Annotated in this window: 16 protein-coding genes; 7 read left to right on the top strand and 9 right to left on the bottom strand. The window is 69.2% G+C overall.

From position 1 onward, the window contains the following. Nucleotides 1-134: 134 nt before the first annotated feature. Nucleotides 135-3,548: a bifunctional proline dehydrogenase/L-glutamate gamma-semialdehyde dehydrogenase gene (locus ABTX24_RS12575; protein WP_350839977.1), complete on the bottom strand. Its 3,414-nt coding sequence runs from the start codon at nucleotides 3,546-3,548 to the stop codon at nucleotides 135-137. Nucleotides 3,549-3,630: 82 nt separating this feature from the next. Here ABTX24_RS12575 and ABTX24_RS12570 point away from each other — a divergent pair, with 82 nt between their 5' ends. Continuing rightward, nucleotides 3,631-4,548, top strand: coding sequence for a LysR family transcriptional regulator (locus tag ABTX24_RS12570; RefSeq protein ID WP_350839975.1), 918 nt, complete (start codon nucleotides 3,631-3,633; stop codon nucleotides 4,546-4,548). A gap of 6 nt (nucleotides 4,549-4,554) precedes the next feature. Here the strand turns inward: ABTX24_RS12570 and ABTX24_RS12565 are convergent, their stop codons facing one another. After that, nucleotides 4,555-5,223 (bottom strand): TetR/AcrR family transcriptional regulator, encoded by a 669-nt coding sequence (locus tag ABTX24_RS12565; protein WP_160025880.1) that lies wholly within the window; start codon nucleotides 5,221-5,223, stop codon nucleotides 4,555-4,557. Between the two features lie 73 nt (nucleotides 5,224-5,296). Continuing rightward, a complete protein-coding gene (locus ABTX24_RS12560; protein WP_350839973.1) occupies nucleotides 5,297-6,811 on the bottom strand; it encodes a flavin-containing monooxygenase in 1,515 nt (504 codons plus the stop codon). 275 nt (nucleotides 6,812-7,086) lie between these two features. Here ABTX24_RS12560 and ABTX24_RS12555 point away from each other — a divergent pair, with 275 nt between their 5' ends. Then, nucleotides 7,087-7,887, top strand: a complete 801-nt coding sequence (locus tag ABTX24_RS12555) for a hypothetical protein (RefSeq protein WP_350839971.1) — start codon at nucleotides 7,087-7,089, stop codon at nucleotides 7,885-7,887. Between the two features lie 84 nt (nucleotides 7,888-7,971). Here the strand turns inward: ABTX24_RS12555 and ABTX24_RS12550 are convergent, their stop codons facing one another. Continuing rightward, the gene (locus tag ABTX24_RS12550) at nucleotides 7,972-9,150 is read right to left on the bottom strand and encodes a CaiB/BaiF CoA transferase family protein (RefSeq protein WP_350839969.1); all 1,179 of its coding nucleotides are present in this window, start codon (nucleotides 9,148-9,150) and stop codon (nucleotides 7,972-7,974) included. Between the two features lie 159 nt (nucleotides 9,151-9,309). On the opposite strand from ABTX24_RS12550, the gene ABTX24_RS12545 reads away from it, so the two are divergent. Next, entirely contained in the window at nucleotides 9,310-10,728 is a 1,419-nt protein-coding gene (locus tag ABTX24_RS12545) for a serine/threonine-protein kinase (RefSeq protein WP_350839967.1), read from the top strand. Between the two features lie 166 nt (nucleotides 10,729-10,894). After that, the gene (locus ABTX24_RS12540) at nucleotides 10,895-12,343 is read left to right on the top strand and encodes a glyceraldehyde-3-phosphate dehydrogenase (protein ID WP_160025883.1); all 1,449 of its coding nucleotides are present in this window, start codon (nucleotides 10,895-10,897) and stop codon (nucleotides 12,341-12,343) included. A gap of 63 nt (nucleotides 12,344-12,406) precedes the next feature. Here the strand turns inward: ABTX24_RS12540 and ABTX24_RS12535 are convergent, their stop codons facing one another. The 4 genes from ABTX24_RS12535 to ABTX24_RS12520 form a co-directional block, all read right to left on the bottom strand. Next, on the bottom strand, nucleotides 12,407-13,657 hold the full coding sequence (locus ABTX24_RS12535; protein WP_350839965.1) for an ATP-binding protein: 1,251 nt from the start codon (nucleotides 13,655-13,657) through the stop codon (nucleotides 12,407-12,409). 145 nt (nucleotides 13,658-13,802) lie between these two features. Continuing rightward, a complete protein-coding gene (locus tag ABTX24_RS12530; protein WP_160025885.1) occupies nucleotides 13,803-14,543 on the bottom strand; it encodes an amino acid ABC transporter ATP-binding protein in 741 nt (246 codons plus the stop codon). After that, a complete protein-coding gene (locus ABTX24_RS12525; protein ID WP_350839963.1) occupies nucleotides 14,540-15,409 on the bottom strand; it encodes an amino acid ABC transporter permease in 870 nt (289 codons plus the stop codon). Before ABTX24_RS12525 ends, ABTX24_RS12530 begins: the two co-directional genes overlap by 4 nt. Next, complete coding sequence (locus ABTX24_RS12520) at nucleotides 15,409-16,263, bottom strand: ABC transporter substrate-binding protein (RefSeq protein WP_350839961.1); 855 nt, start codon at nucleotides 16,261-16,263, stop codon at nucleotides 15,409-15,411. The genes ABTX24_RS12525 and ABTX24_RS12520 overlap by 1 nt, the downstream gene beginning before the upstream one ends. A 63-nt stretch (nucleotides 16,264-16,326) precedes the next feature. Between ABTX24_RS12520 and ABTX24_RS12515 the strand changes: the two genes are divergently transcribed. Further along, entirely contained in the window at nucleotides 16,327-18,327 is a 2,001-nt protein-coding gene (locus ABTX24_RS12515; protein WP_350839959.1) for an NADPH-dependent 2,4-dienoyl-CoA reductase, read from the top strand. Between the two features lie 17 nt (nucleotides 18,328-18,344). After that, nucleotides 18,345-18,764: an HIT family protein gene (locus tag ABTX24_RS12510; protein WP_160025889.1), complete on the top strand. Its 420-nt coding sequence runs from the start codon at nucleotides 18,345-18,347 to the stop codon at nucleotides 18,762-18,764. Here ABTX24_RS12510 and ABTX24_RS12505 read toward each other — a convergent pair whose 3' ends face one another. Further along, nucleotides 18,765-20,015, bottom strand: coding sequence for a glycoside hydrolase family 1 protein (locus tag ABTX24_RS12505; RefSeq protein WP_350839957.1), 1,251 nt, complete (start codon nucleotides 20,013-20,015; stop codon nucleotides 18,765-18,767). Between the two features lie 15 nt (nucleotides 20,016-20,030). On the opposite strand from ABTX24_RS12505, the gene ABTX24_RS12500 reads away from it, so the two are divergent. Next, nucleotides 20,031-20,747, top strand: a complete 717-nt coding sequence (locus tag ABTX24_RS12500) for a pirin family protein (RefSeq protein WP_350839956.1) — start codon at nucleotides 20,031-20,033, stop codon at nucleotides 20,745-20,747. Nucleotides 20,748-20,808 lie beyond the last annotated feature (61 nt).

Below are 20,808 nucleotides of genomic sequence, written 5' to 3'. Positions count from 1 at the left end.
ACCTCGGTGAACATCACCCCACCTGCGCCCGCACGTACTCCGCCAAGGACCCGACGGACTCGAAGACCTCGGTCGAGGCTGCCGCCGCACCGGGAGCAGAACCGGGTCGCCCGGTGCCACTCGACGCTGACTTGTCAGAAGAGGTTGTCCACCAGCGGCGTCGGCGAGCCGAAGCGGTGGGCGGTGACCGAGACAGCCTGCTCGTGCAGGAACGTGAGCAGCTCGATCCGGCCGGCCTCAACGACGGGCTGGGCGTAGAGGGCGATGTCGACGCGGCCCTGGCTCGCCTCCGCGAAGGCCTCGCGCGACCCACCCAAGAGGCGTACGCGGTCGGGTGCATACAGGCCGGAGAGGATCGATGCCCACGCGGCGGCGTCCTCGATGACGTACGTCGCACCGGTAGCCCGCACCAGCGAGGCGGTCTCGTCGTCCAGCGCCTCGGCGACGGAGACCGTCACCGGAGCCCCAGCGGCGACACCGGCGGCAAGGACGCGCAGCAGGTGAACGACCGGCCCACCCTCGTACCGGATCGTGACCGGCACCGGCGAGTAGCGCAGCACGTTGACCTCGGCGGTCAGTCGCGAGACGTCCCGGGCGGCACCGAACTCGCGCTCCCAGGCGAGAGCGTCGGACCCGGCCGCACGCTTGAGCATGTCGATCTCGTCCAGCTGTAGCCGCGCGGCCCAGTCGACGAGCGACCGTACGGCAGGAGCCGGCGTCGCGAGCTCGGTGGCGGGAGCCGGCACCCAGTCGCTGAGACCGACCAGGTAGTTGGGCCCGCCCGCCTTCGTCCCGGCGCCCACTGCGGACTTCTTCCAGCCGCCGAACGGCTGACGGCGCACGATCGCACCGGTGATGCCGCGGTTGACGTAGACGTTGCCCGCCTCCACCGACGAGAGCCACTGCGAGATCTCGGCGCGGTCGAGGCTGTGGATGCCGGCGGTCAGGCCGTAGTCCACCTCGTTCTGGATCTCGAGAGCCTCGTCGAGCGAGGAGGCGGAGATCAGGCCGAGGACGGGACCGAAGTACTCGGTCAGGTGGAACTCGGAGCCACGCTTGACGCCGGTCTTCACACCCGGCGACCAGAGCCGGCCGGTGTCGTCGAGCTGGCGCGGCTTCACCAGCCACGTCTCGCCGGGGGCGAGCGTGGTCAGCGCCTTGAGCAGCTTGCCGGAGGCCGGCTCGATGACCGGGCCGACCTGCACCGTCGGGTCCGTCGGATAACCCACGCGAAGCGAGGTCACCGCGTCGATCAGCTGATCGCGGAAGCGACGCGAGGTCGCGACCGAGCCGACCAGGATGCCCAGCGACGCGGCCGAGCACTTCTGCCCGGCGTGGCCGAAGGCGGAGTAGACGAGGTCCTTGACGGCCAGGTCGAGGTCCGCGTCCGGCGTGACCACCAGCGAGTTCTTGCCGGAGGTCTCGGCCAGCAGCGGCAGGTCCGGGCGGAACGAGCGGAAGAGCTCGGCCGTGTCGAACGCACCGGTCAGCACCAGCCGGTCGACCAGCGGCGAGGCGATCAGCGCGCGACCGACCTCGTTCTCCGGCACGTGGACCAGTCGGAGCACCTCCTTCGGCACCCCCGCGGCCCACAGCGTCTCGACCAGCACCGAGCCGCAGCGCTGCGCCTGCGGAGCCGGCTTGATCACCACGGCCGACCCGGCCGCGAGCGCAGCCGCGACGCCGCCGGTCGGGATGGCGAGCGGGAAGTTCCACGGCGGGGTGACGAGCGTCAACCGCACCGGCACCGCGCGTGCGCCGTCGACGCTGTCGAGCTCCTCGGCCAGGCTCGCGTAGTAGTTGAGGAAGTCGATCGCCTCGGAGACCTCGGGGTCGCCCTGGTCGAGGGTCTTGCCGCACTCGGAGGCGCCGACCTCGAGCCACTCGGACCGGCGCCGCTCGACCTCGACCGCGGCGGCCCGCAGCACGGCGGCCCGCTCGGCACCGGTCTTGCGGCCCCAGTCGCCCTGAGCGCCGACGGCACCCTCCAGCACCGACTCCACGGCCTCCACCGAGGTCAGCGTGTGGTCGGCGACCAGCTGGTCACCCAGCGTCGAGGAGCCCACCCGGGCGATGATCGCCTTGCCCCACTCCCGGTTGCCCGGCAGGTGCGGGTCGGTGTCGGGGGTGTTCTCGAAGACGGTCTGGACGTCATCGGCGACCGGCGAACGGCGGTCCTGGGTCCGGTTGGGCGGCGGCACGGAGTCGTCGACAGCCGCCAGGGAGCGTACGAACCGCTCCTTCTCACGCTTGTAGAGCGCCTCGGAGGAGTTGAGGTCGAAGACGGCCGACATGAAGTTCTCGGTGCTGGCGCCCTCCTCGAGGCGACGCACGAGGTAGGCGATCGCGACGTCGAAGTCCTTCGGGTGCACGACCGGCACGTAGAGCAGCAGGCCACCCACGGTCTCGCGGACCGCCTCGGCCTGGCCCTCGGCCATGCCCAGCAGCATCTCGAACTCGACCGAGTCACGAACCCCACGCTGACCAGCAAGGATCCAGGCGTACGCCACGTCGAATAGGTTGTGACCGGCGACGCCGACGCGCACGTTGGCCATCCGCTCGGGCGTCAGCGCCCAGGAGAGCACCCGCTTGTAGTTGGTGTCGGAGTCCTGCTTCGTCGACCAGGTCGCGACCGGCCAGCCGTGCAGCGACGCCTCGACGTGCTCCATCGGCAGGTTGGCGCCCTTCACCAGTCGCACCTTGATCGCCGCGCCCCCACGCGCGCGCCGAGCAGCCGACCACTCCTGGAGCCGCATCATCGCGGCCATGGCGTCGGGCAGGTACGCCTGCAGGACGATGCCCGCCTCCAGGTCGGCCAGCTCGGGCCGGTCGAGGAGCCGCGTGAAGACGTCGATGGTCATGTCGAGGTCGCGGTACTCCTCCATGTCCAGGTTGATGAACTTCTTCGTCCCGGCGGCGGAGGACGTCGCCGCGTAGGTGTAGAGCGGGAGGAGCCGCTCGACGACGTGCTCGACCGCCTCGTCGTACGCCCAGACCGCGTGCGGCGCGACCGGCGAGGAGACCTTCACCGAGACGTAGTCGACGTCGTCGCGCGCGAGCAGCTTGCGGATCCCGGCCAGGCGACGGTCGGCCTCCTTCTGACCGAGGACGGCCTCGCCGAGGAGGTTGATGTTGAGGTTCACGCCGCGCTCGCGAATCCGCTCGATCTGCTTGCCGAGCCGAGCGTCGGAGGCGTCGATCAGCAGGTGACCCACCATCTGCCGCAGCGCACGGCGCGCCACCGGGATGACGAACCACGGCGCGACCAGCGACATCAGCGCGCCGAGCTTCACGCCGAGCTTCAGGTGCCAGGGCAGGAACGAGGGTACGTTGCCGGCCAGCTCGCGCAGGCTGGCCGCAGCCACGCGTACGTCCTCGGGCCGGATCACGCGGTCGACGAAGCCGACGGTGAAGTCGAGTCCGGCGGGATCCTTGAGTACGTCGGCGAGGCGCTGTGCGGCCGGGGCGGTGGGCTTGGTCGAAGCCTTCGCCAGCCAGCCGCGAACGAGGTGGTCGACCTCGGAGATGAGCGCGTCATTGGTGGTCATAGAGCCGAGTATGCGACCAGAGTCACGTAAGATAAAGCGATGTTTCTTGGGGGTTATTCGTAAGCCAACCTGAAGGGTTGAGATGCTCGACGTCCGCCGACTCCGCCTGCTCGCCGAGCTCGCCGCCCGCGGCACCCTGGCCGAGGTCGCCGAGGCCCTCCACCAGAGCCCGTCATCGGTCTCCCAGCAGCTCGGCCAGCTCGAGCGCGAGGTCGGGGTGCCGCTGCTGCGCAAGGCCGGGCGGCGGGTTCAGCTCACCGCCGCAGCCGAGGTCCTCGTCGAGCACACGACCGAGATCCTGGCGCGGCTCGAGGCGGCCGAGGCCGCGGTCACCTCGCTCGGCGACGAGACCGCCGGCACGGTCCGGGTCGCCGTCTTCCAGTCCGTGGCTCTCGCCTACATGCCGCAGGCGCTCGCCGACCTGACCCGGCGCCATCCACGACTGCGGGTCATGCTGTCCCAACGCGCGCCCGAGCAGGCGCTCAACGACCTGGCCCTGCGCGAGCTCGACCTGGTGGTCGCCGAGCACTATCCCGACCATGGCGCACCGCACTTCGACGGTCTCGACCGGCAGCCGCTGACCACCGACCGGCTCCGGCTCGCCGTCCCACCCGAAGGCTCCGGAGAGATCTGGGACGGCATCACCTCGCTGGCCGACGCGGGTCGCGTCCCGTGGGCGATGGAGCCGCCGGGCACGGCGTCCCGCCACTGGATCGAGGAGCAGTGCCGCCGGGCAGGATTCGAGCCCGAGGTCCGCTACGAGACCGACGACGTCGAGGCACACGTCGCACTGGTCGAGTCCGGCAACGCCGTCGCGCTGCTCTCCGACCTGATGCGCGTACGCCACCGGACGGCCGTGCGGCTCATCGAGCTGCCGGGGGCGCCGCGGCGTACGGTCTTCACGGCCACCCGCACCGCCATCGCCGACTCACCGGGGATCATCGCCTGCCGCGCCGCACTGGGTCGCGTGGTGCCGGCGGACCTGACCCTGCCCGGCTGAGCTCGATCAGCCGAGCAGCTCCTCGAGCGGCTGGTCGTGGTCGATCGAGAGCCCGTACGCCGTCGTGCGGGTGTCGATCATGGCCAGCACGGCCTCCGTGACGACCGAGGTCAGATGCTCGGCGTCGGGGATGCCCTCGCCGAGGTGGACCCAGCGGCGTACGGCACCGAAGACCATCCCGATCAGCCCGTAGATCAGCGGGTCGACGGCCTTCTTGTCGATCTCGGAGACCTCCACGCCGGTCAGCTCGAAGGCGGCCAGGATCAGCTCCTTGATCCGCTCCGCGATCCGGTCGAGGCCCTGCTGGAGCGGACCGGTGCCGTTCGGCGCGGTGTCGACATCGGCCACCTGGTGCAGGAGCGGGTGCTCGAGTGCCCAGTTGACGTACGCCCCCACGGTGCGGGAGATGATCTGCCGGATCGATCCGGTCAGCTCCATCGCCGGAAAGAGCTTGGCCCACAGACCGTCGAGGATGTCGGCCTGGATGGCGAGGTCGAGCTCACGCCGGTCGGCGAAATGGCGGTAGACCACCGAGCGGGAGAGCCCCGCGGCCTGGCCGATCGCCTGCAGGCTGACGTTGACGCCGTCGGTCTCGATCAGACCGATCGCGGCATCGACGATGCGCTTTCGTCGGTCATCGTTGTGACGCTTCCAGCGAACTGCCCTGCCATCCATGGTGGGACCCATCGTAGTCCCACGTACTTCACGCCGGGTCTGGAATGCCTGTCACAGTAATCACAGAGAGGGATCAGGCGAACCGGATCACGCCGTCGGCAACCGGAGACCCGAGCGCCTTCATGTCCACGAGGTAGTTCTGCTTCGCGGTCCACGGCGCCCGGTCGCCGGCCTTCGGCATGAGGTCCAGCGATCGCTGGATGTAACCGGAGGCCAGGTCCATGAACGGCCGCTCCTCGACGCTCGGGTCGCGGGTGACCGCGGCGACGTCGTAGCCGTTCTCCCCCATGAAGTCGAGCAGCCGGATCACGTAGTCGGTGACCAGGTCGGCCTTGAGCGTCCAGGAGGCGTTGGTGTAGCCGATGGTGTAGGCGAAGTTCGGGATCCCGGTGATCATCAGGCCCTTGTACGCCATCTGCTCGGGCAGGCTGACCCGCTCACCGTCGACGGTGTAGTCGAGGCCACCGAAGAGCCTGAGGTTGAGGCCGGTGGCGGAGATGACGATGTCGGCCTCGAGCGTCTCGCCCGACTCGAGCTCGATGCCCTTCGGCACGAACGTCTTGATCCGGTCGGTCACGACCGCGGCGTACCCCTCGCGGATCGACTTCATCATGTCGCCGTCAGGGACGAAGCAGATGCGCTGGTCCCACGGGTTGTAGGGCGGGTTGAAGTGCTTGTCGACGTACGCGATCGCCTCGTCCTTGGTCATGCCGGGACGGCCGCCGCGGGCGGTGAGACCGTTGATCCACTGGTCGCGGATCACCTTCTTGACCACGCCGGGAGCGCGGCGGGCGATCTGGTAGGTGCCGACGGTGAGGGCGATGTTCTCCCAACGAACGGCCTCGTGGCCGATCTTCTCGCGCACGCGCTTGAAGGGGAGCCTGCCGAGCAGCTGGAACGGCGCCGTCTTCAGCAGCGAGGCGATCGCGTCCTGACCCGGGCGGGAGAGGATGTACGTCGGGGTGCGCTGCAGCATCGTCACCTTCTCGGCCCGGTCGCTGCCCTCGCCCGCGAGGTTGGGCAGGAGGGTGACGGCGGTCGCGCCGGAGCCGATGATGACGACCTTCTTGCCCGCGTAGTCGAGGTCCTCGGGCCAGTGCTGCGGGTGGACGAAGGTGCCCTCGTAGTCGTCGAGACCGGCGAACTCCGGCTGGTAACCGTTGGCGTAGTCGTAGTAGCCCGAGCAGTTCCACAGGAAGCCGGCAGTGATCTCGGCCGGGCCTTCGGCGGTCTCGACGGAGACCGTCCACTGCTTGTCCTCGGTGCTCCACGCGGCACCGGTGACCTTGTGGCCGTAACGGATCAGCTTGTCGACGCCGTAGTCCTTCGCCGTCTGACGGAGGTAGTCACGGATCTGGTGACCGTCGGCGAGCGCCTGCGCGCTCTGCCACGGCCGCCACTTGAAGGCGAAGGTGAACATGTCGGAGTCGGAGCGGATGCCCGGATAGCGGAAGAGGTCCCAGGTGCCGCCACTGGCATCGCGCTGCTCGAGGATCGCGATCGTCTTCCCGGGAAGGCGCTCACGGAGCTGTGCGGCCGCTCCGATGCCGGAGACGCCGGCACCGATGATCAGTACGTCGACATGCATGTGGGCCAGGTTACCCGGGAGTACGTGTTTGCGACACCCTGTACCGCGAACTTTTGCAAGCAAATCAGGGGATCACCGATTGAGGAACGGCTCGGTAACACCGACGTGCCCCCCTTACTCGCGCGCACGCGGGGTCACTACGCTGCCGTCTGCAGCTGTGGGGGCGGCATAGCATCCACAGCGATTTCGGGGTCACTCACCCATCGCTTTCGGTGGCTGAGGCTGCATGCGGACCGCATAGTGCGGTCGAATGATCTTCGAAAGGTTTTCGAGTGTTGAGTTTCGTACGCGCCAGCGCGATCGTCGCCGGCGTCACCCTTGCCGGGCTCTCAGCCGCCCCGGCGTTCGCGACTGACCCGGCCGGCAACAACGGCACGGTCAAGGTCATCCAGCACGGCAACATCGACGACGTGCCGGAGAACCAGCCCCACGTGGGCTGCACCCTCGACATCGAGTGGTACGGCTTCGACGAGGGCGAGGAGATCGAATCCACGATCGGCTTCGAGCTGCACTCGCCCACGGACGGCGGCGAGCTGACCGTTGACGGTCCGGACACGGTCTTCGTAGGCGGGGACTCCGCCAGCGGCGCGGGCACCGAGGACGGCCTCGACGCGCGCCAGACCTACACCCTGTCGGCCACCGGCCTCGCCCACCCGAAGCAGGGCTTCCACGCGAAGGTCACCATCCACACCCCGGGCAGCATCGGCAACGACACCAAGACCAAGGTCTTCTGGTTCAAGGACTGCGCGGTCGAGGAGCCCACCCCGACGCCGACGCCCACCCCGTCCGAGGAGCCCACCCCGTCCGAGGAGCCGTCCGAGGAGCCGTCCGAGACGCCGACCGAGGCCACCCCGGTCTCCGACGAGACCGAGCCCGCTGACGAGGAGTCCTCCGAGGCGCCGGTCACCGACTCTGAGGTCCCGACCAACATCGACGCCGGTCTCGCCGGTGAGAGCGACTCCGCCGTACCCGCGATGTGGCCGCTGCTGGCCATGCTCGCCGGCGCTGCCGCTGCCGGCACCGCGCTCGTCGTGGTCCTGCGTCGCCGCGCCGCCGCTCTGGTCAGCAAGGACTGAGCAAGCCCGCGTCACATAGAACGGCGCGGCGTATGACCTTCGGGTCGTACGCCGCGCCGTTTCTCGTAGGCGACCGGGTTGGTCTCAGTCCTGGAACGCGGCGCCCTTCTCGATCAGCGCGTCGGCGTCGTCGATGCCCCAGGCGGCGAGAGCCTCGCGGGTGTGCTGGCCGGCGCTGGCCGCCGGTCCCGCACCCAAGGTGGAGGTGGTCCGGCTGAACCGCGGAGCCGGGGCGGGCTGGGTGACGCCGTGGTGGGTGACGTACGTCTGGCGGGCCCGCAGGTGCGGATGCTCAGCGGCCTCTGAGGGGGTGAGCACGGGGGCGACGCAGGCGTCGGTGCCCTCGAAGATCTCGGCCCACTCGGCCATCGTCTTGGACCCGAAGGTCTTGGCGAAGAGGTCGCGCATCTCGTCGTAGCGCTCCATCTCGTACTGCCCCGGGCAGATCCCGTCGAGCCCGAGCCGGGTGACCATCTCGGCGAAGAACTTGCCCTCCAGCGCGCCGACCGCGACCTGTCGGCCGTCGGAGGTGTCGTAGAGCGCGTAGAACGGCATCGCGCCGTCGAGCAGGTTGCTCTGCCGCTGCTCGTGCCAGGTGCCGGAGGCGAGCATCCCGGAGATCATCGTGGCGAGGTGGGCGGTGCCGTCCACGATCGCGGCGTCGACGACCTGCCCCTGGCCGGTGGTCTTGGCCTCGACGAGCGCGGCCAGAATGCCCATCACCAGGTAGGTCGACCCGCCGCCGAAGTCGCCGAGCAGGTTGAGCGGGAAGTGCGGACGGGCTCGGTCCTGGCCGAGCCCGTTGAGCACGCCGGTGGTGGCGATGTAGGTGAGGTCGTGGCCGGCGGACTGGGCCAGCGGGCCGTCCTGACCCCAGCCGGTCATCCGGCCGTAGACGAGGCGCGGGTTGCGCTCCAGACAGGTGTCGGGCCCCAGGCCTAGGCGATCGGTGACGCCCGGGCGCAGTCCCTCGATGAGCACGTCGGCGGTCTCCACCAGGCGCAGGACGGTCTCGACGGCGTCCGGGTTCTTGAGGTCCAGCGCGATGCTCGGCCGGCCACGGGTGAGCAGGTCGCCGGCGCCGCCGCCGAGGACGTTGCCTCCCGGCCGGTCGACCCGGATCACGTCCGCACCCATGTCCGCGAGGATCGTGCAGGCGTGCGGCCCCGGCCCGATCCCCGCCAGCTCGACGACCTTGACCCCGCGGAGGGGACCGGTGCCCTGGCCCAATGTCACTGTGGATTGCTCCGTCGACTCAGTCATGAACTCGATCCTCCCAGAGTCCGGAACGCTCCGCCCGGCGTGACCTGATCGCGGAGCCGAGTCCGATACGCTCCGAGACACACTCGCCGGTGCACAGGAGCAGAGAAGTTGTCTCGGGAAATCCCCACATCCCCCCAGTCCGCCCCCCAGGCCAGCTCTGTGAGCCCGCTGACGGCGAACGATCCCCGCGAGATGGGTCCGTACGTTCTCATCGGCCGCCTCGGCCACGGCGGCATGGGCGTCGTCTACCTGGGCGAGGACGCGTACGGGATGAAGGCGGCGGTGAAGGCGATCCTTCCCGAGCTCACCTCCGACCCGGGGTTCCGCGCGCGGTTCGAGCGGGAGATCCAGGCAGCCAAGCGGGTCGAGAGCCGGTTCACCGCGAGGGTTCTCGACGCCGACCCCGACGCCGAGCAGCCCTGGATGGCGAGCGAGTACGTCGCCGACCCGCCGCTCAACAAGCTGATCAACTCCGGCCAGCGACTGACCGAGATCGACGTACGCCAGCTGGTCGCCGGCGTCACCGAGGCCCTCGCCGCCGTCCACGCTGCCGGGCTGGTGCACCGCGACATCAAGCCGGGCAACATCCTCTACGGCGCCACCGACCCGTGCGTGATCGACATGGGCATCGCCCGCTCCGTCGACGGCACCGCGCTGACCCAGACCGGCAAGGCGGTCGGCACCTACGGCTACCAGGCGCCCGAGCAGGTCCAGACCGGCACCTTCTCCAGCGCCGTCGACATCTGGGCACTGGGCCTGGTCGCCTTCGTCGCCGCGACCGGCCGCTGGCCGTTCAATGGCGAGATCGGCTCGATGGGGCATCTCCTGAAGGGCGAGTCGCCCAACCTGAGTCTCTGTCCGGTCTACCTACGCCCGCTGGTCGCCGCCTGCCTGGCCGAGGACCCGGCCGGACGCCCCTCTGCCGCGGACATCCTCGCCACCAACGGCGACTGGACCCTGCTGCCGGCCCCGGTCACCTCGGAGGAGGAGACCAGCATCGGCGCGCTGCCGCCGGCACTCACCACGGGCGGGATCGCTCGGCCCCCGCACCCAGGCCCGGCGTCCGCCAACACCGCCGACCTGCCGACGATGGCGCCCACGTTCGCCGATCCCGCCCAGCCTTCCGGCCGGCGCTGGAAGGTCGCGGTCCTGGCCGCGGCGGCCGTGGTCCTGGTCTCGGCCGGCGTGGCCGTCGCCGCCAACCCCGGTCTTCTGCCCGGCCAGGACGACACCCCGAAGGTCGGCGAGGTGACCCCGTCCGTCGAGCCGACCACCGGCGAGAGCAGCACCGCGCCGACCACGCCGGTCGGCGGCTCGGTCGAGACCGGGACGGATCCCGGTCTGAACGAGGAACCCGACGACGAGGGCGCGGAGGGCGACGGCGAGATCGCCCCCAGCAGCGGTACGGAGACCGGCGACGCGACGCCTTCCGAGACGCCGGACGCCAGCGCACCGGCCCCCAGCGACCCGGCCACCGACCCGGTCACCGAGACGCCGACGACCGAGCCGACCGAGACCGCGACGGTCGAGCCGACCGAAGATCCCGTCGAGGATCCGACCGCGACCGCGACTCCCTGAGGGCTCGGCCAGCTCGTTCTGAGGGCGGTTCGTAGGGGCCGAAGAGACCCCCGTCACACCGCGTCCAAGGTTGGATCGATCAAGGTGGCCGGGGGTCTCGTCACGCCGATAATCGAGCCTGGCGGGGTGTGCCGTCCCTTCTTCCCGAGCAACCGAAAGTTGAGCTGTGAGCGACACCGACGAGACCTTCAACGACTGGCAGCACCGCGAGGAGCTCGCGGAGACGATGATCCCGATCATCGGCAAGCTCTACCGCGAGAAGGATGTCACCATCCTGGTCCACAGCCGGTCGCTGGTGAGCAAGTCCGACATCTCGATCCTCAAGGCGCACCGCTTCGCGCGCCAGATCGAGGGCGAGGAGCTCTCGGTCACCGAGACGTTCCCGCTGCTCCAGGCGGTCGCCAAGCTCGACCTCGGTCCCTCGAAGATCGACCTGGGCCTGCTCGCGGTCCAGTACGCCGAGGACGAGCGTGGCCTCTCCGTCGACGACTTCGTCGCCGAGAAGCTGTCCGGCGCCACCGGCGAGAACAAGCTCGAGCGCAACGGCGGCCAGGACGTCGTTCTCTACGGCTTCGGCCGGATCGGCCGGCTCGTCGCCCGGCTCCTCGTGGAGAAGGCCGGCTCGCGCCACGGTCTGCGGCTGAAGGCCGTCGTCGTCCGCAAGGGCGGCGAGGACGACCTCATCAAGCGCGCCTCGCTGCTGCGCCGCGACTCGATCCACGGCCAGTTCGCCGGCACCATCACGGTGGACGAGAAGAACGGCGTGATCATCGCCAACGGCAACCCGATCCAGTTCATCTACTCCAACGACCCGACGACGGTCGACTACACGGCGTACGGCATCAAGGACGCCATCCTCATCGACAACACCGGCAAGTGGCGTGACCGTGAGGGCCTCTCGCAGCACCTGCGTCCGGGCATCAAGAAGGTCCTGCTGACCGCGCCGGGCAAGGGCGACGTCCCCAACATCGTCCACGGCGTCAACCACCAGACCCTGACCGGCGACGAGAAGGTCATCTCCTGCGCCTCCTGCACGACCAACGCGATCGTGCCGCCGCTGAAGCTGATGGAGGACCGCTTCGGCATCGTCCGCGGTCACGTCGAGACGGTGCACTCGTTCACCAACGACCAGAACCTGCTGGACAACTACCACAAGGCAGACCGCCGTGGCCGCTCCGCACCGCTCAACCTGGTGCTCACCGAGACCGGTGCCGCCTCCGCCGTCGCGAAGGCGCTCCCGGACCTGAAGGCGAAGATCACCGGCAACTCGATCCGCATCCCCACTCCGGATGTCTCGATCGCCATCCTGTCGCTCTCGCTCAAGAGCGAGACCTCGAAGGAAGAGGTCGTCGACTACCTCCGCGAGGCCTCGCTCACCGGCGAGCTGCGTCGCCAGGTGGACTTCACCACTGCCCGCGACGCGGTCTCCTCCGACTTCATCGGCTCGCGCGCCGCCTCGATCGTCGACGGCAACGCGACCATCGTCGACGGCGACTCCGCCATCCTCTACGTCTGGTACGACAACGAGTTCGGCTACTCCTGCCAGGTCGTCCGCACCGTGCAGTCGATCTCCGGTGTCGAGTACCCGACCTTCCCTGCCCCGGCTGCTGTCTGAGTCCGATCCTTGCTGCTGCCCCGTCCCGTCCACGAGGCGGGGCAGCACTCGATCACCGAGTTCTCAGTGACCGAGTAATGCAAGTGGAACCACGGCCACACCGTCCGGGCGCCGATACGCGCGAGATCCGGTCGTGAGGACGACGAGGTCGACGACATCGTCTGGGAGACGTTCGCGAAGCCACAGGAGATGGCGTACGTCGGTGTCGTTGACGTTGGCAGCCAGCTTGACCTCGATGCCGACCACCTGGCCGTCCGCCCCTTCGACCACGAGGTCCACCTCATGGTCACCGTTGGTAGTGCGAAGGTGCCCGACCCGAGCCTCGGCGGACTGGGCGGCAACACGAACCGACAGCGTGGCGAGCGACTCGAATAGTGGTCCTGCCAGATGTGCCCCACGTGGGGACCCGAGCGCGTCCGCGGAGAGGTTGTGAAGCCGAGCCGCGAGAGCCGGGTCGGCGAGTTGGTGTTTGGGCGCCTGCTGCAAACGGGAGATCGGACTGCGGCTGGGACTCCACCCGGACACCTCATCGAGAATCCAGATCTTCGAGAGGTGGTCGCGGTAGGCGATGGTGGTGGTCTTCGCCGGCTGACTCCCGTCCCCCGCTGTAGTCGCATCGAGCAGACGTGAGTATGCGGTCGTCGTAGACGACGCAGCTGCGTACGCGGCCAGCCACCGGCGCAGCGTTTCCGGCCGACGCACCGCTAAGCCATGATCGGGGAGGTCGCGGTCGATGATCCGCTGCAGGTACGCGTCGAGAAAGGTTCGGATCAGTCTCGGATCTGCGCCTTGAACGCTGGGAAAGCCACTACCGACGATCTCCTGGAAGTACCGCCCAGCCGTGAACGCGGTCTCGCCCTGGACCTTGCCTGACTCGCCCCGGATGAGCGCCCCGAGACTGACGCTCGGCGTCGCCGACTCGCGCTCATAGAGCGCAAGCGGTCGCATGCGCAGCGAGAGGATCCGCCCCGCACCTGAATGCGTGTCGACGCCAGCTCGTGGGGTTGCACTCCCTGTCAGCAAGAACCGTCCTGGGGGTGCGCCTTCGTCGACGCGACGGCGCACCGAGTCCCAAACGGCCGGGAGACGTTGCCACTCATCGAGGAGAAGGGTTCCTTCCAACGCATCCTCGAATCGGGGATCGGCCTCCACGAGCGACCGCTGATCGGGCTCGTCCAACATCCAGCACGCACGCGCCCGGCGGCTGGCTGTCTCGGTCTTACCGACGCCCTTGGGGCCATCGAGCGCGATCGCTGGGGCCAGCTTCAGCAGCTCGTCAAGCTCCTCGTCGACGGTTCTTCGTAGGTACGGCACGCCACCTACGCTACCTTCAGCAGGACTCGAACACTACCTTTAGCATGACAGGTACGCTACCTTCAGCAGGATGTCGGGCCCGTACGGCGACAATCTCGCATCTTGTGGAAAACTCTGTGGAAAACTCGCCAACCAGGTGCAGCACTCACCGCCGAACCCGGGCGAGGAAGGCGCGGGTGCGCTCCTCGACGGGGTTGCCGAAGAGCTGCTCCGGCGGACCCTGCTCCAGCACTCGCCCACCGTCAAGGAAGCAGACCTTGGTGGCGACCTCGCGAGCGAAGGACATCTCGTGGGTGGCGAGCACGAGGGTCGTACCCGCCTCCGCCTCGGCCCGGACGATCTCCAGCACCTCGCCGACGAGCTCGGGATCGAGGGCCGCGGTGATCTCGTCCAAGAGGAGCAGGCGCGGCCGCGTGCACATCGCGCGCACCAGCGCGACCCGCTGCTGCTGACCTCCCGAGAGAGCGTCGGGGTGGGCGTCGGCCTTGTCGGCAAGGCCGAACCGGGCCAGGAGCGTCCGCGCCCGATCAGCGGCCTCATCAGCTCGGACGCCATGGACGCGCACCTGCGCCAGCGTGCAGTTGTCGAGCACGGAGAGATGCGGGAAGAGGTTGTAGGCCTGGAAGACCATCCCGATCTCGCGGCGCACCGAGCGCGGGTCCACGAGCGGGTCGGAGATCTCCCGGCCGTCGAAGGTGATGACCCCGTCGTCGATCGTCTCGAGCAGATTCAGGCAGCGCAGCAGGGTCGACTTTCCCGACCCCGACGCACCGATCAGGCAGACCACGTCGTGCTCGGCGACGGACAGGTCGAGGTCGTCCAGGACGACCCTCCCGCGGTAGGCCTTCCGCAGCCCCTTGGCCTCCAACAACCCATATCCGGTCATCGGCCCTGCTCCTTCTCGATCTGTCGCCGCATCAGCCAGTCGGTGAGCCGGGTGAGCGGGACCGCCACGATGAGGAAGTACGCAGCCGCGACCAGCAGCGGCGTGCCGTTGAAGTTGTAGCCCTGGTAGTCCTGGGCCGCCCGGAGCGCCTCGAAGACACCCACCGCCGAGATCAGCGCGGTGTCCTTCTGCAGCGAGACGAGGTCGTTCATGAGCGGCGGTACGACGCGGCGTACGGCCTGGGGAAGGACCACGAAGCGCATCGTCTGGGTGTGGGTCAGGGCCAACGCCTCGGCCGAGGCGACCTGAGTCGGATGGATCGCCAGGATCCCGGCACGGAAGACCTCGGCGACGTAGGCGCCGTAGCAGAGCACCAGGGCGAACGTGGTCAGCCAGAACAGCGAGCTGGTGACCCCCGAGAGTCCCAGCGCCGGGATGCCGATGCCGCAGATGACGACGACCAGGATCGACGGCACCCCGCGGAAGAGGTCGGTGTAGCCGGTCGCCAGGAGCCGCAGCGGCGCCAGCCACGGTGAGGTCGTCTGGCGGGCGATGGCGACGAGGGCACCGAGGATGAGTACGCACGGCTCCGCGACCAGGAAGATCCGGATGTTGATCCAGAACCCCTCCGCGATCGCCGCGAACGACTCGCGCGCGTGCGACCAGCTCAGAAAGTAGTCCCGGACCCGGTCCCACCCGGGCGAGGAGAGGACCAGCAGCACCAGCCCGACCGCAACCACGGCGGTCACGACCGTGGCGATGGCCGTCTGCTGGAGCCGCTGCCGGCGACGTACAGCCTGTCTTTCGAGCTCCCGCTCGCTGGGTTTCCAGCTCACGCCGTTGGCCGAGCTTGTCGAGACCCCCATCACTTCAGCACGGGCACCGAGACGACGTCGGACAGCCACTCCTTCTCGAGCGCAGCGAGGGTGCCGTCCTCCTCGAGCGCGGTCAGCGCCTCGTCGAGGCAGGGCGCCAGTCCGCTGTCCTTCTCGGTCAGCAGACCGAACTCCTCCGGCTTCTCGCTGCTCTCGAACTGCCCGGTGATCGTGCTGCCCTCGATCTCGGCGGCGGTGATGTAGAACGCGGTCGGCAGGTCGAAGACGAGCGCGTCGACCTGACCGTTGAGCAGCGCCTGCTTGGCCTGGTCGCTGGTGTCGAAGACCAGCGGGTCCGTGGTCGGCTGCACGTCCTCGCGGATCGCGGTGAGCGACGTGGTCGCGGTCTGGGCGCCGAGCTTGAGGTCCTTCAGGTCGGCCAGCGACCCCGCCGCAGCGGCACCGTCCTCCATGGTCACGACCGCCTGGGACGCCGTGTAGTAGCCCTGCGAGAAGTCGACGACGTTCGCCCGCTCGGGCGTGATCGAGATCTGGTTGATGTCGAAGTCGAACTTCTTCTCGCCCGGCGTGTAGGAGGTGTTGAACGCCTGCTTGACCCAGACGACGTCGTCCTTCGCGAACCCGAGCTGCTCGGCGACGGCGTAGGCGACCGCCGACTCGAAGCCCTTGCCGTTGCTGGGGTCGTTGTCGGAGAACCACGGCTCGTACGCCGGGGAGTCGGTGCCGATGGTCAGCTCGCCGTCCTGCTTCAGCGGCAGGTCGGCGGCCTCGCAGGAGGCCGGTGCGCCGCCCTCGGCGCCGGTCTCGTCCTCGCCTCCGCACGCGGTCAGGGCGGCGGCGAGAGCGAGCGGGGCGACGAGAAGGACAGTAAGGCGAGTGCGCATGTCCGGAATGGTAAATGGAACGGGCACTGGCCGCTTCTTATTACTCGTGAGTAGCATACGGCCATGGCGTACGAATCCCTGCTCTCACCGATCACCATCGGGTCGCTCACGCTGCGCAACCGGGTGGTGATGGGGTCGATGCACACCGGCCTCGAGGACCACGCGTGGGACATCCCGAAGCTGGCGGCCTATTTCGCCGAGCGGGCACGCGGAGGCACCGGGCTGATCATCACCGGCGGCTACGCCCCGAACAAGCGCGGCTGGCTCAAGCCCTTCGCGAGCGAGATGAGCTCCCGGCTGCACGCCGCCCAGCACCGCCCGGTCACCGGCGCGGTGCACGAGGAGGGCGGCGCGATCGCGATGCAGGTGCTGCACGCGGGTCGGTACGCCTACACGCCGTTCTCGGTCAGCGCCTCGGCCGTCCAGGCGCCGATCAACCCGTTCAAGCCCGCGGCCCTCTCCGACAAGGCCGTGGACGCGACCGTGAACGACTTCGCCAAGAGCATCTCGCTGGCGAAGAAGGCGGGGTACGACGCGGTCGAGATCATGGGGTCGGAGGGCTACCTGATCAACCAGTTCCTCGCCGAGCGGACCAACCAGCGCGAGGACCGCTGGGGCGGCACCGCGACCAACCGGATGCGCTTCCCGGTGGAGATCGTGCGGCGCTCGCGCGAGCTGGTCGGTGACGACTTCCCGATCATCTTCCGGCTCTCGATCCTCGACCTGGTCGAGGACGGCCAGACCTGGGAGGAGACGATCGAGCTCGCGTACGCGCTGCAGGACGCCGGCGTCTCGGTCTTCAACACCGGCATCGGCTGGCACGAGGCTCGGGTGCCCACCATCATCACCCAGGTCCCGCGCGGGGCGTGGCTCGACATGACCGCCCGACTCAAGGCCGAGGTGTCGATCCCGGTCTGCGCCTCCAACCGGATCAACACCCCCGAGCTCGCCGAGTCGGCGATCGCCGAGGGCAAGGCCGACCTGGTCTCGATGGCCCGGCCACTGCTGGCCGACCCCGAGTTCGCCAAGAAGACCGCCGAGGGCCGCACCGACGAGATCAACACCTGCATCGCCTGCAACCAGGCGTGCCTGGACCACGCCTTCTCCAACAAGGCCGCCTCCTGCCTGGTCAACCCGCGCGCTGCGCGCGAGACGACGTTGGTGCTCAGGCCGACCAAGCTCAAGCAGACCGTGGCGGTCGTCGGCGCCGGGCCGGCCGGCCTCGCCGCCGCCACCTCGGCCGCCGAGCGCGGCTTCGCGGTGACCCTGTTCGAGAAGTCCTCGCAGGTCGGCGGCCAGTTCCGCCTCGCGATGGCCGTGCCCGGCAAGGAGGACTTCAAGGACACGCTGCGCTACTTCACCCGGCGCCTGGAGGTGCTGGGCGTCGAGGTACGTCTCGACACCGAGGCCACCACCGCCGACCTGGAGCCCTTCGACCACGTCATCGTCTCCACCGGTGTCACGCCGCGGATCCCGCAGATCGCCGGCTCCGAGGACGACCGGGTCGTGACGTACGCCGACGTGCTCGCCGACCGGGTCGTCCCGGGCCGCCGCGTCGCGGTCATCGGTGCCGGCGGCATCGGCGTCGACGTCTCCGCCTGGCTGACCCACCAGCCCGAGACCGTCGAGGAGTGGAAGGCCCGTTGGGGTGTCGGTGACCCGGCGACCTTCCGCGGCGGACTGACCACGCCGGTCCTGGACGCGCCGGCTCGCCAGGTGACCCTGCTGCAGCGCAAGTCCACCCCGATCGGCATCGGCCTCGGCAAGACCTCCGGCTGGGCCCACCGCGCCCACCTGAAGCAGGACGGCGTCAAGCAGGTGCGAGGCGCGACGTACGACAAGATCGAGGCCGGCGACGACTCCCTCACCCTCCACTACGCCGTCGACGGCGAGCCGCGCACGCTCGAAGTCGACCACGTGATCCTCTGCGCCGGCCAGGAGTCGGTGCGCGATCTGTGGACCGAGAAGCCGAACTGGCACCTGATCGGTGGCGCCGACGTCGCAGCCGAGCTCGACGCCAAGCGTGCGATCCAGCAGGGCACCGAGGTCGCCGCGGGCCTGTGACCCGATAGCCTCGGGGCATGAGCGATCCCGACTGCCTGTTCTGCAACATCGTCGCGGGCAACATCCCCTCGACGAAGGTCTATGAGGACGAGGAGACGTACGCCTTCACCGACATCGCCCCGGCGGCCGAAGGCCACACGGTGGTGGTGCCGAAGACGCACACCAAGGACGTCCTCGAGGCTGACCCGGCGGTCTTCGCCGCGACCGCGAAGACCGCCCAGGCGGTCGCGAAGCGGGCGGTCGACGTCCTGCAGGCAGACGGGGTCAACGTACTCAACAACTGCGGGCCGGCGGCGTGGCAGACGGTGTTCCACCTGCACTTCCACGTGATCCCGCGCTACACCGACAAGACCAGGGACTCGCTCACGCTCCCCTGGGTGCCGCACCCGGGCGACATGGACGCGATCAAGGCGATCGGCGAGAAGCTCGCCTTCTAGTCACCCCGTCGGGGCTCCCTCGGCGTGGGCGGCGACCATGTCGGCGTACCAGCCGAAGGAGCGTTTGGGCGTACGCACCCCGGCAGCGTCGACGTGCACCAGGCCGTACTTCCCGCCCACGCCGTCCTCCCAGTCCTTGCCGGTGAACGGCGCTTCCCAACCGTCACGGTCGAGCAGGGTGTAGGCGTAGAAGCCACGTACGTCGACGCCGCGCTCGATCGCGGCCGAGACCGCCTCCAGGTGTGCCTCGAGGTAGTCGATCCGCGCCTGGTCGTCGACCTCACCGTCGACCAACGGAGCGTCGTACGCAGCACCGCACTCGGTCACCACGATCGGCGGCATCGCGGCGCGATAGCGGGACCGGGTGATGATCAGCCACTCCCGCAGGGCGGTGGGCACCACGCCCCAGCCGGTGTCGGTGGCGGGATAGCCGACGAGCGGCACCATCCGGAACGGGATGTCGTCGCCCTCAGCGGAGGCGCCGATGCGCTGTGGTGCGAAGAAGTTGACCCCGTAGAAGTCGAGCGGTGAACGGATGACGGCCATGTCGCCCGGCATCGTGACCTCGTCGGCGAGACCGGCGATGTCACGGGGGTAGCGGCCCATCAGCATCGCCTCGAGAGGCACCGCGTTCCAGGCCAGGTCGATGAGCTTGGCCGCGCCGACGTCGGCGGGATCCTCCGAGAGCGGCCAGATCGGCTCGTGGTGGTTGGCACACCCGACCGACTCGACCCCGGCGGCTCGCAGCACCTGCACGCCGCGGCCGTGGGCCAGGAGCAGGTGGTGCATCGCCGCGACGACTCCCCAGCCCGCGCGACGGCCGGGCGCGATCGTGCCGAGCCCGTAGCCGAGGTAGCCGGCCACGTTGGGGTCCTGGACCGGCACCCACTCCGGGATCCGGTCGCCGATCAGGTCCACGACCGTCTCGGCGTAGTCGCCGAACGCGTCGACCGTGGCGCGGTTGAGCCAGCCGCCGTCGGCGGCCAGCGGCTCCGGCAGCTCGCCGGCGTAGAGCGTGGCCGACGGGCGCAGACCAGCCTCGAGCAGCTCGTCGACCAGACGGTCGTAACGAGCGCGGGCATCGGGATCGAAGACACCGCGCCCACCCGGCTGAAGCTCACGCCAGGAGACCGCGAACCGGTATCCCGGCGCACCGAGACGTTGAAGCAGCGCAACATCCTGCTCGCCCCCCGGCCGGGTGGCGTCTGCAGTGCCGAACACGAAGCCAGTCGGGAACTTGGGAAACGCCACGGCACAATCATGACTGTGACTGCCCAGATCCGCCGAGGAAACGCCCGATTCACGGAACGTCCCCCCGGCCTCCGGCCAGGAAAAATTACCTGGCACACCTACTCATTCGGTTCCCACTACGACCCCGAGCGCGTCGGCTTCGGACCGATCGTGACCTACGACGAGCACCTGCTGCGCAACGGTGAGGGCTTCGAGACCCATCACCACGCCGGCGTCACGATCGTGACCTGGCCGCTGTCCGGCGAGGTGACCCACACCGACTCGACCGGCGCCACCGGGACCGTCGCCCCCGGCCAGGTCGGTGTATTCACCACCGGCGACGGGGTCGACCACTCCGAGTTCGCCTCGGCCCCCGGCACCCGGTTCATCCAGGTGTGGATCGCCGGCAGCACCGGCACGCCGGCGTACGCCGTCCACGACGTCGCCGCGGTCGAGGGCGAGTGGAACGAGGCGGTCCGCCTGGACCAGGGGACACTGCGGGTCGGCCACGTCGGCACCGCCGGCCCTGCCGAGATCACCCTCCCGGAGGCGAGGCTCCGCCATCTCCACGTCGCCTCCGGCGCCCTCCTGCGCAGCGGAATGGCCGAGCCGCTCACCGCCGGCGACGCCTTCGAGGTGACCGCCGGCGACGACCTGCCGCCGGAATTCACGGTCAGTGCGGGCGTACCGACCGAGCTTCTGCTCTGGACCTTCGACCAGGCCGATCAACAGGCTGATCAACAGGCCGATTAAAGCGCGGACAGGCAGCATCAGACACGGATAGGGTCCGCCTAAGACTGCTGCTCAGTGTGGA

The organism is Nocardioides sp. NPDC127514, assembly GCF_040302125.1.
In the GTDB taxonomy this organism is placed as follows: Bacteria; Actinomycetota; Actinomycetes; order Propionibacteriales; family Nocardioidaceae; genus Nocardioides.
This window is presented reverse-complemented; position numbering and strand designations above follow the sequence as displayed.

Bases quoted from the DNA above. Each gene is read 5' to 3' on its own strand.
- ABTX24_RS12530 (WP_160025885.1), bottom strand. From the start codon at position 14,543: ATGACCGGATATGGGTTGTTGGAGGCCAAGGGGCTGCGGAAGGCCTAC.
- ABTX24_RS12550 (WP_350839969.1), bottom strand. From the start codon at position 9,150: ATGACTGAGTCGACGGAGCAATCCACAGTGACATTGGGCCAGGGCACC.
- ABTX24_RS12515 (WP_350839959.1), top strand. From the start codon at position 16,327: ATGGCGTACGAATCCCTGCTCTCACCGATCACCATCGGGTCGCTCACG.
- ABTX24_RS12575 (WP_350839977.1), bottom strand. From the start codon at position 3,548: ATGACCACCAATGACGCGCTCATCTCCGAGGTCGACCACCTCGTTCGC.
- ABTX24_RS12565 (WP_160025880.1), bottom strand. From the start codon at position 5,223: ATGGATGGCAGGGCAGTTCGCTGGAAGCGTCACAACGATGACCGACGA.
- ABTX24_RS12510 (WP_160025889.1), top strand. From the start codon at position 18,345: ATGAGCGATCCCGACTGCCTGTTCTGCAACATCGTCGCGGGCAACATC.
- ABTX24_RS12570 (WP_350839975.1), top strand. From the start codon at position 3,631: ATGCTCGACGTCCGCCGACTCCGCCTGCTCGCCGAGCTCGCCGCCCGC.
- ABTX24_RS12560 (WP_350839973.1), bottom strand. From the start codon at position 6,811: ATGCATGTCGACGTACTGATCATCGGTGCCGGCGTCTCCGGCATCGGA.
- ABTX24_RS12525 (WP_350839963.1), bottom strand. From the start codon at position 15,409: ATGGGGGTCTCGACAAGCTCGGCCAACGGCGTGAGCTGGAAACCCAGC.
- ABTX24_RS12520 (WP_350839961.1), bottom strand. From the start codon at position 16,263: ATGCGCACTCGCCTTACTGTCCTTCTCGTCGCCCCGCTCGCTCTCGCC.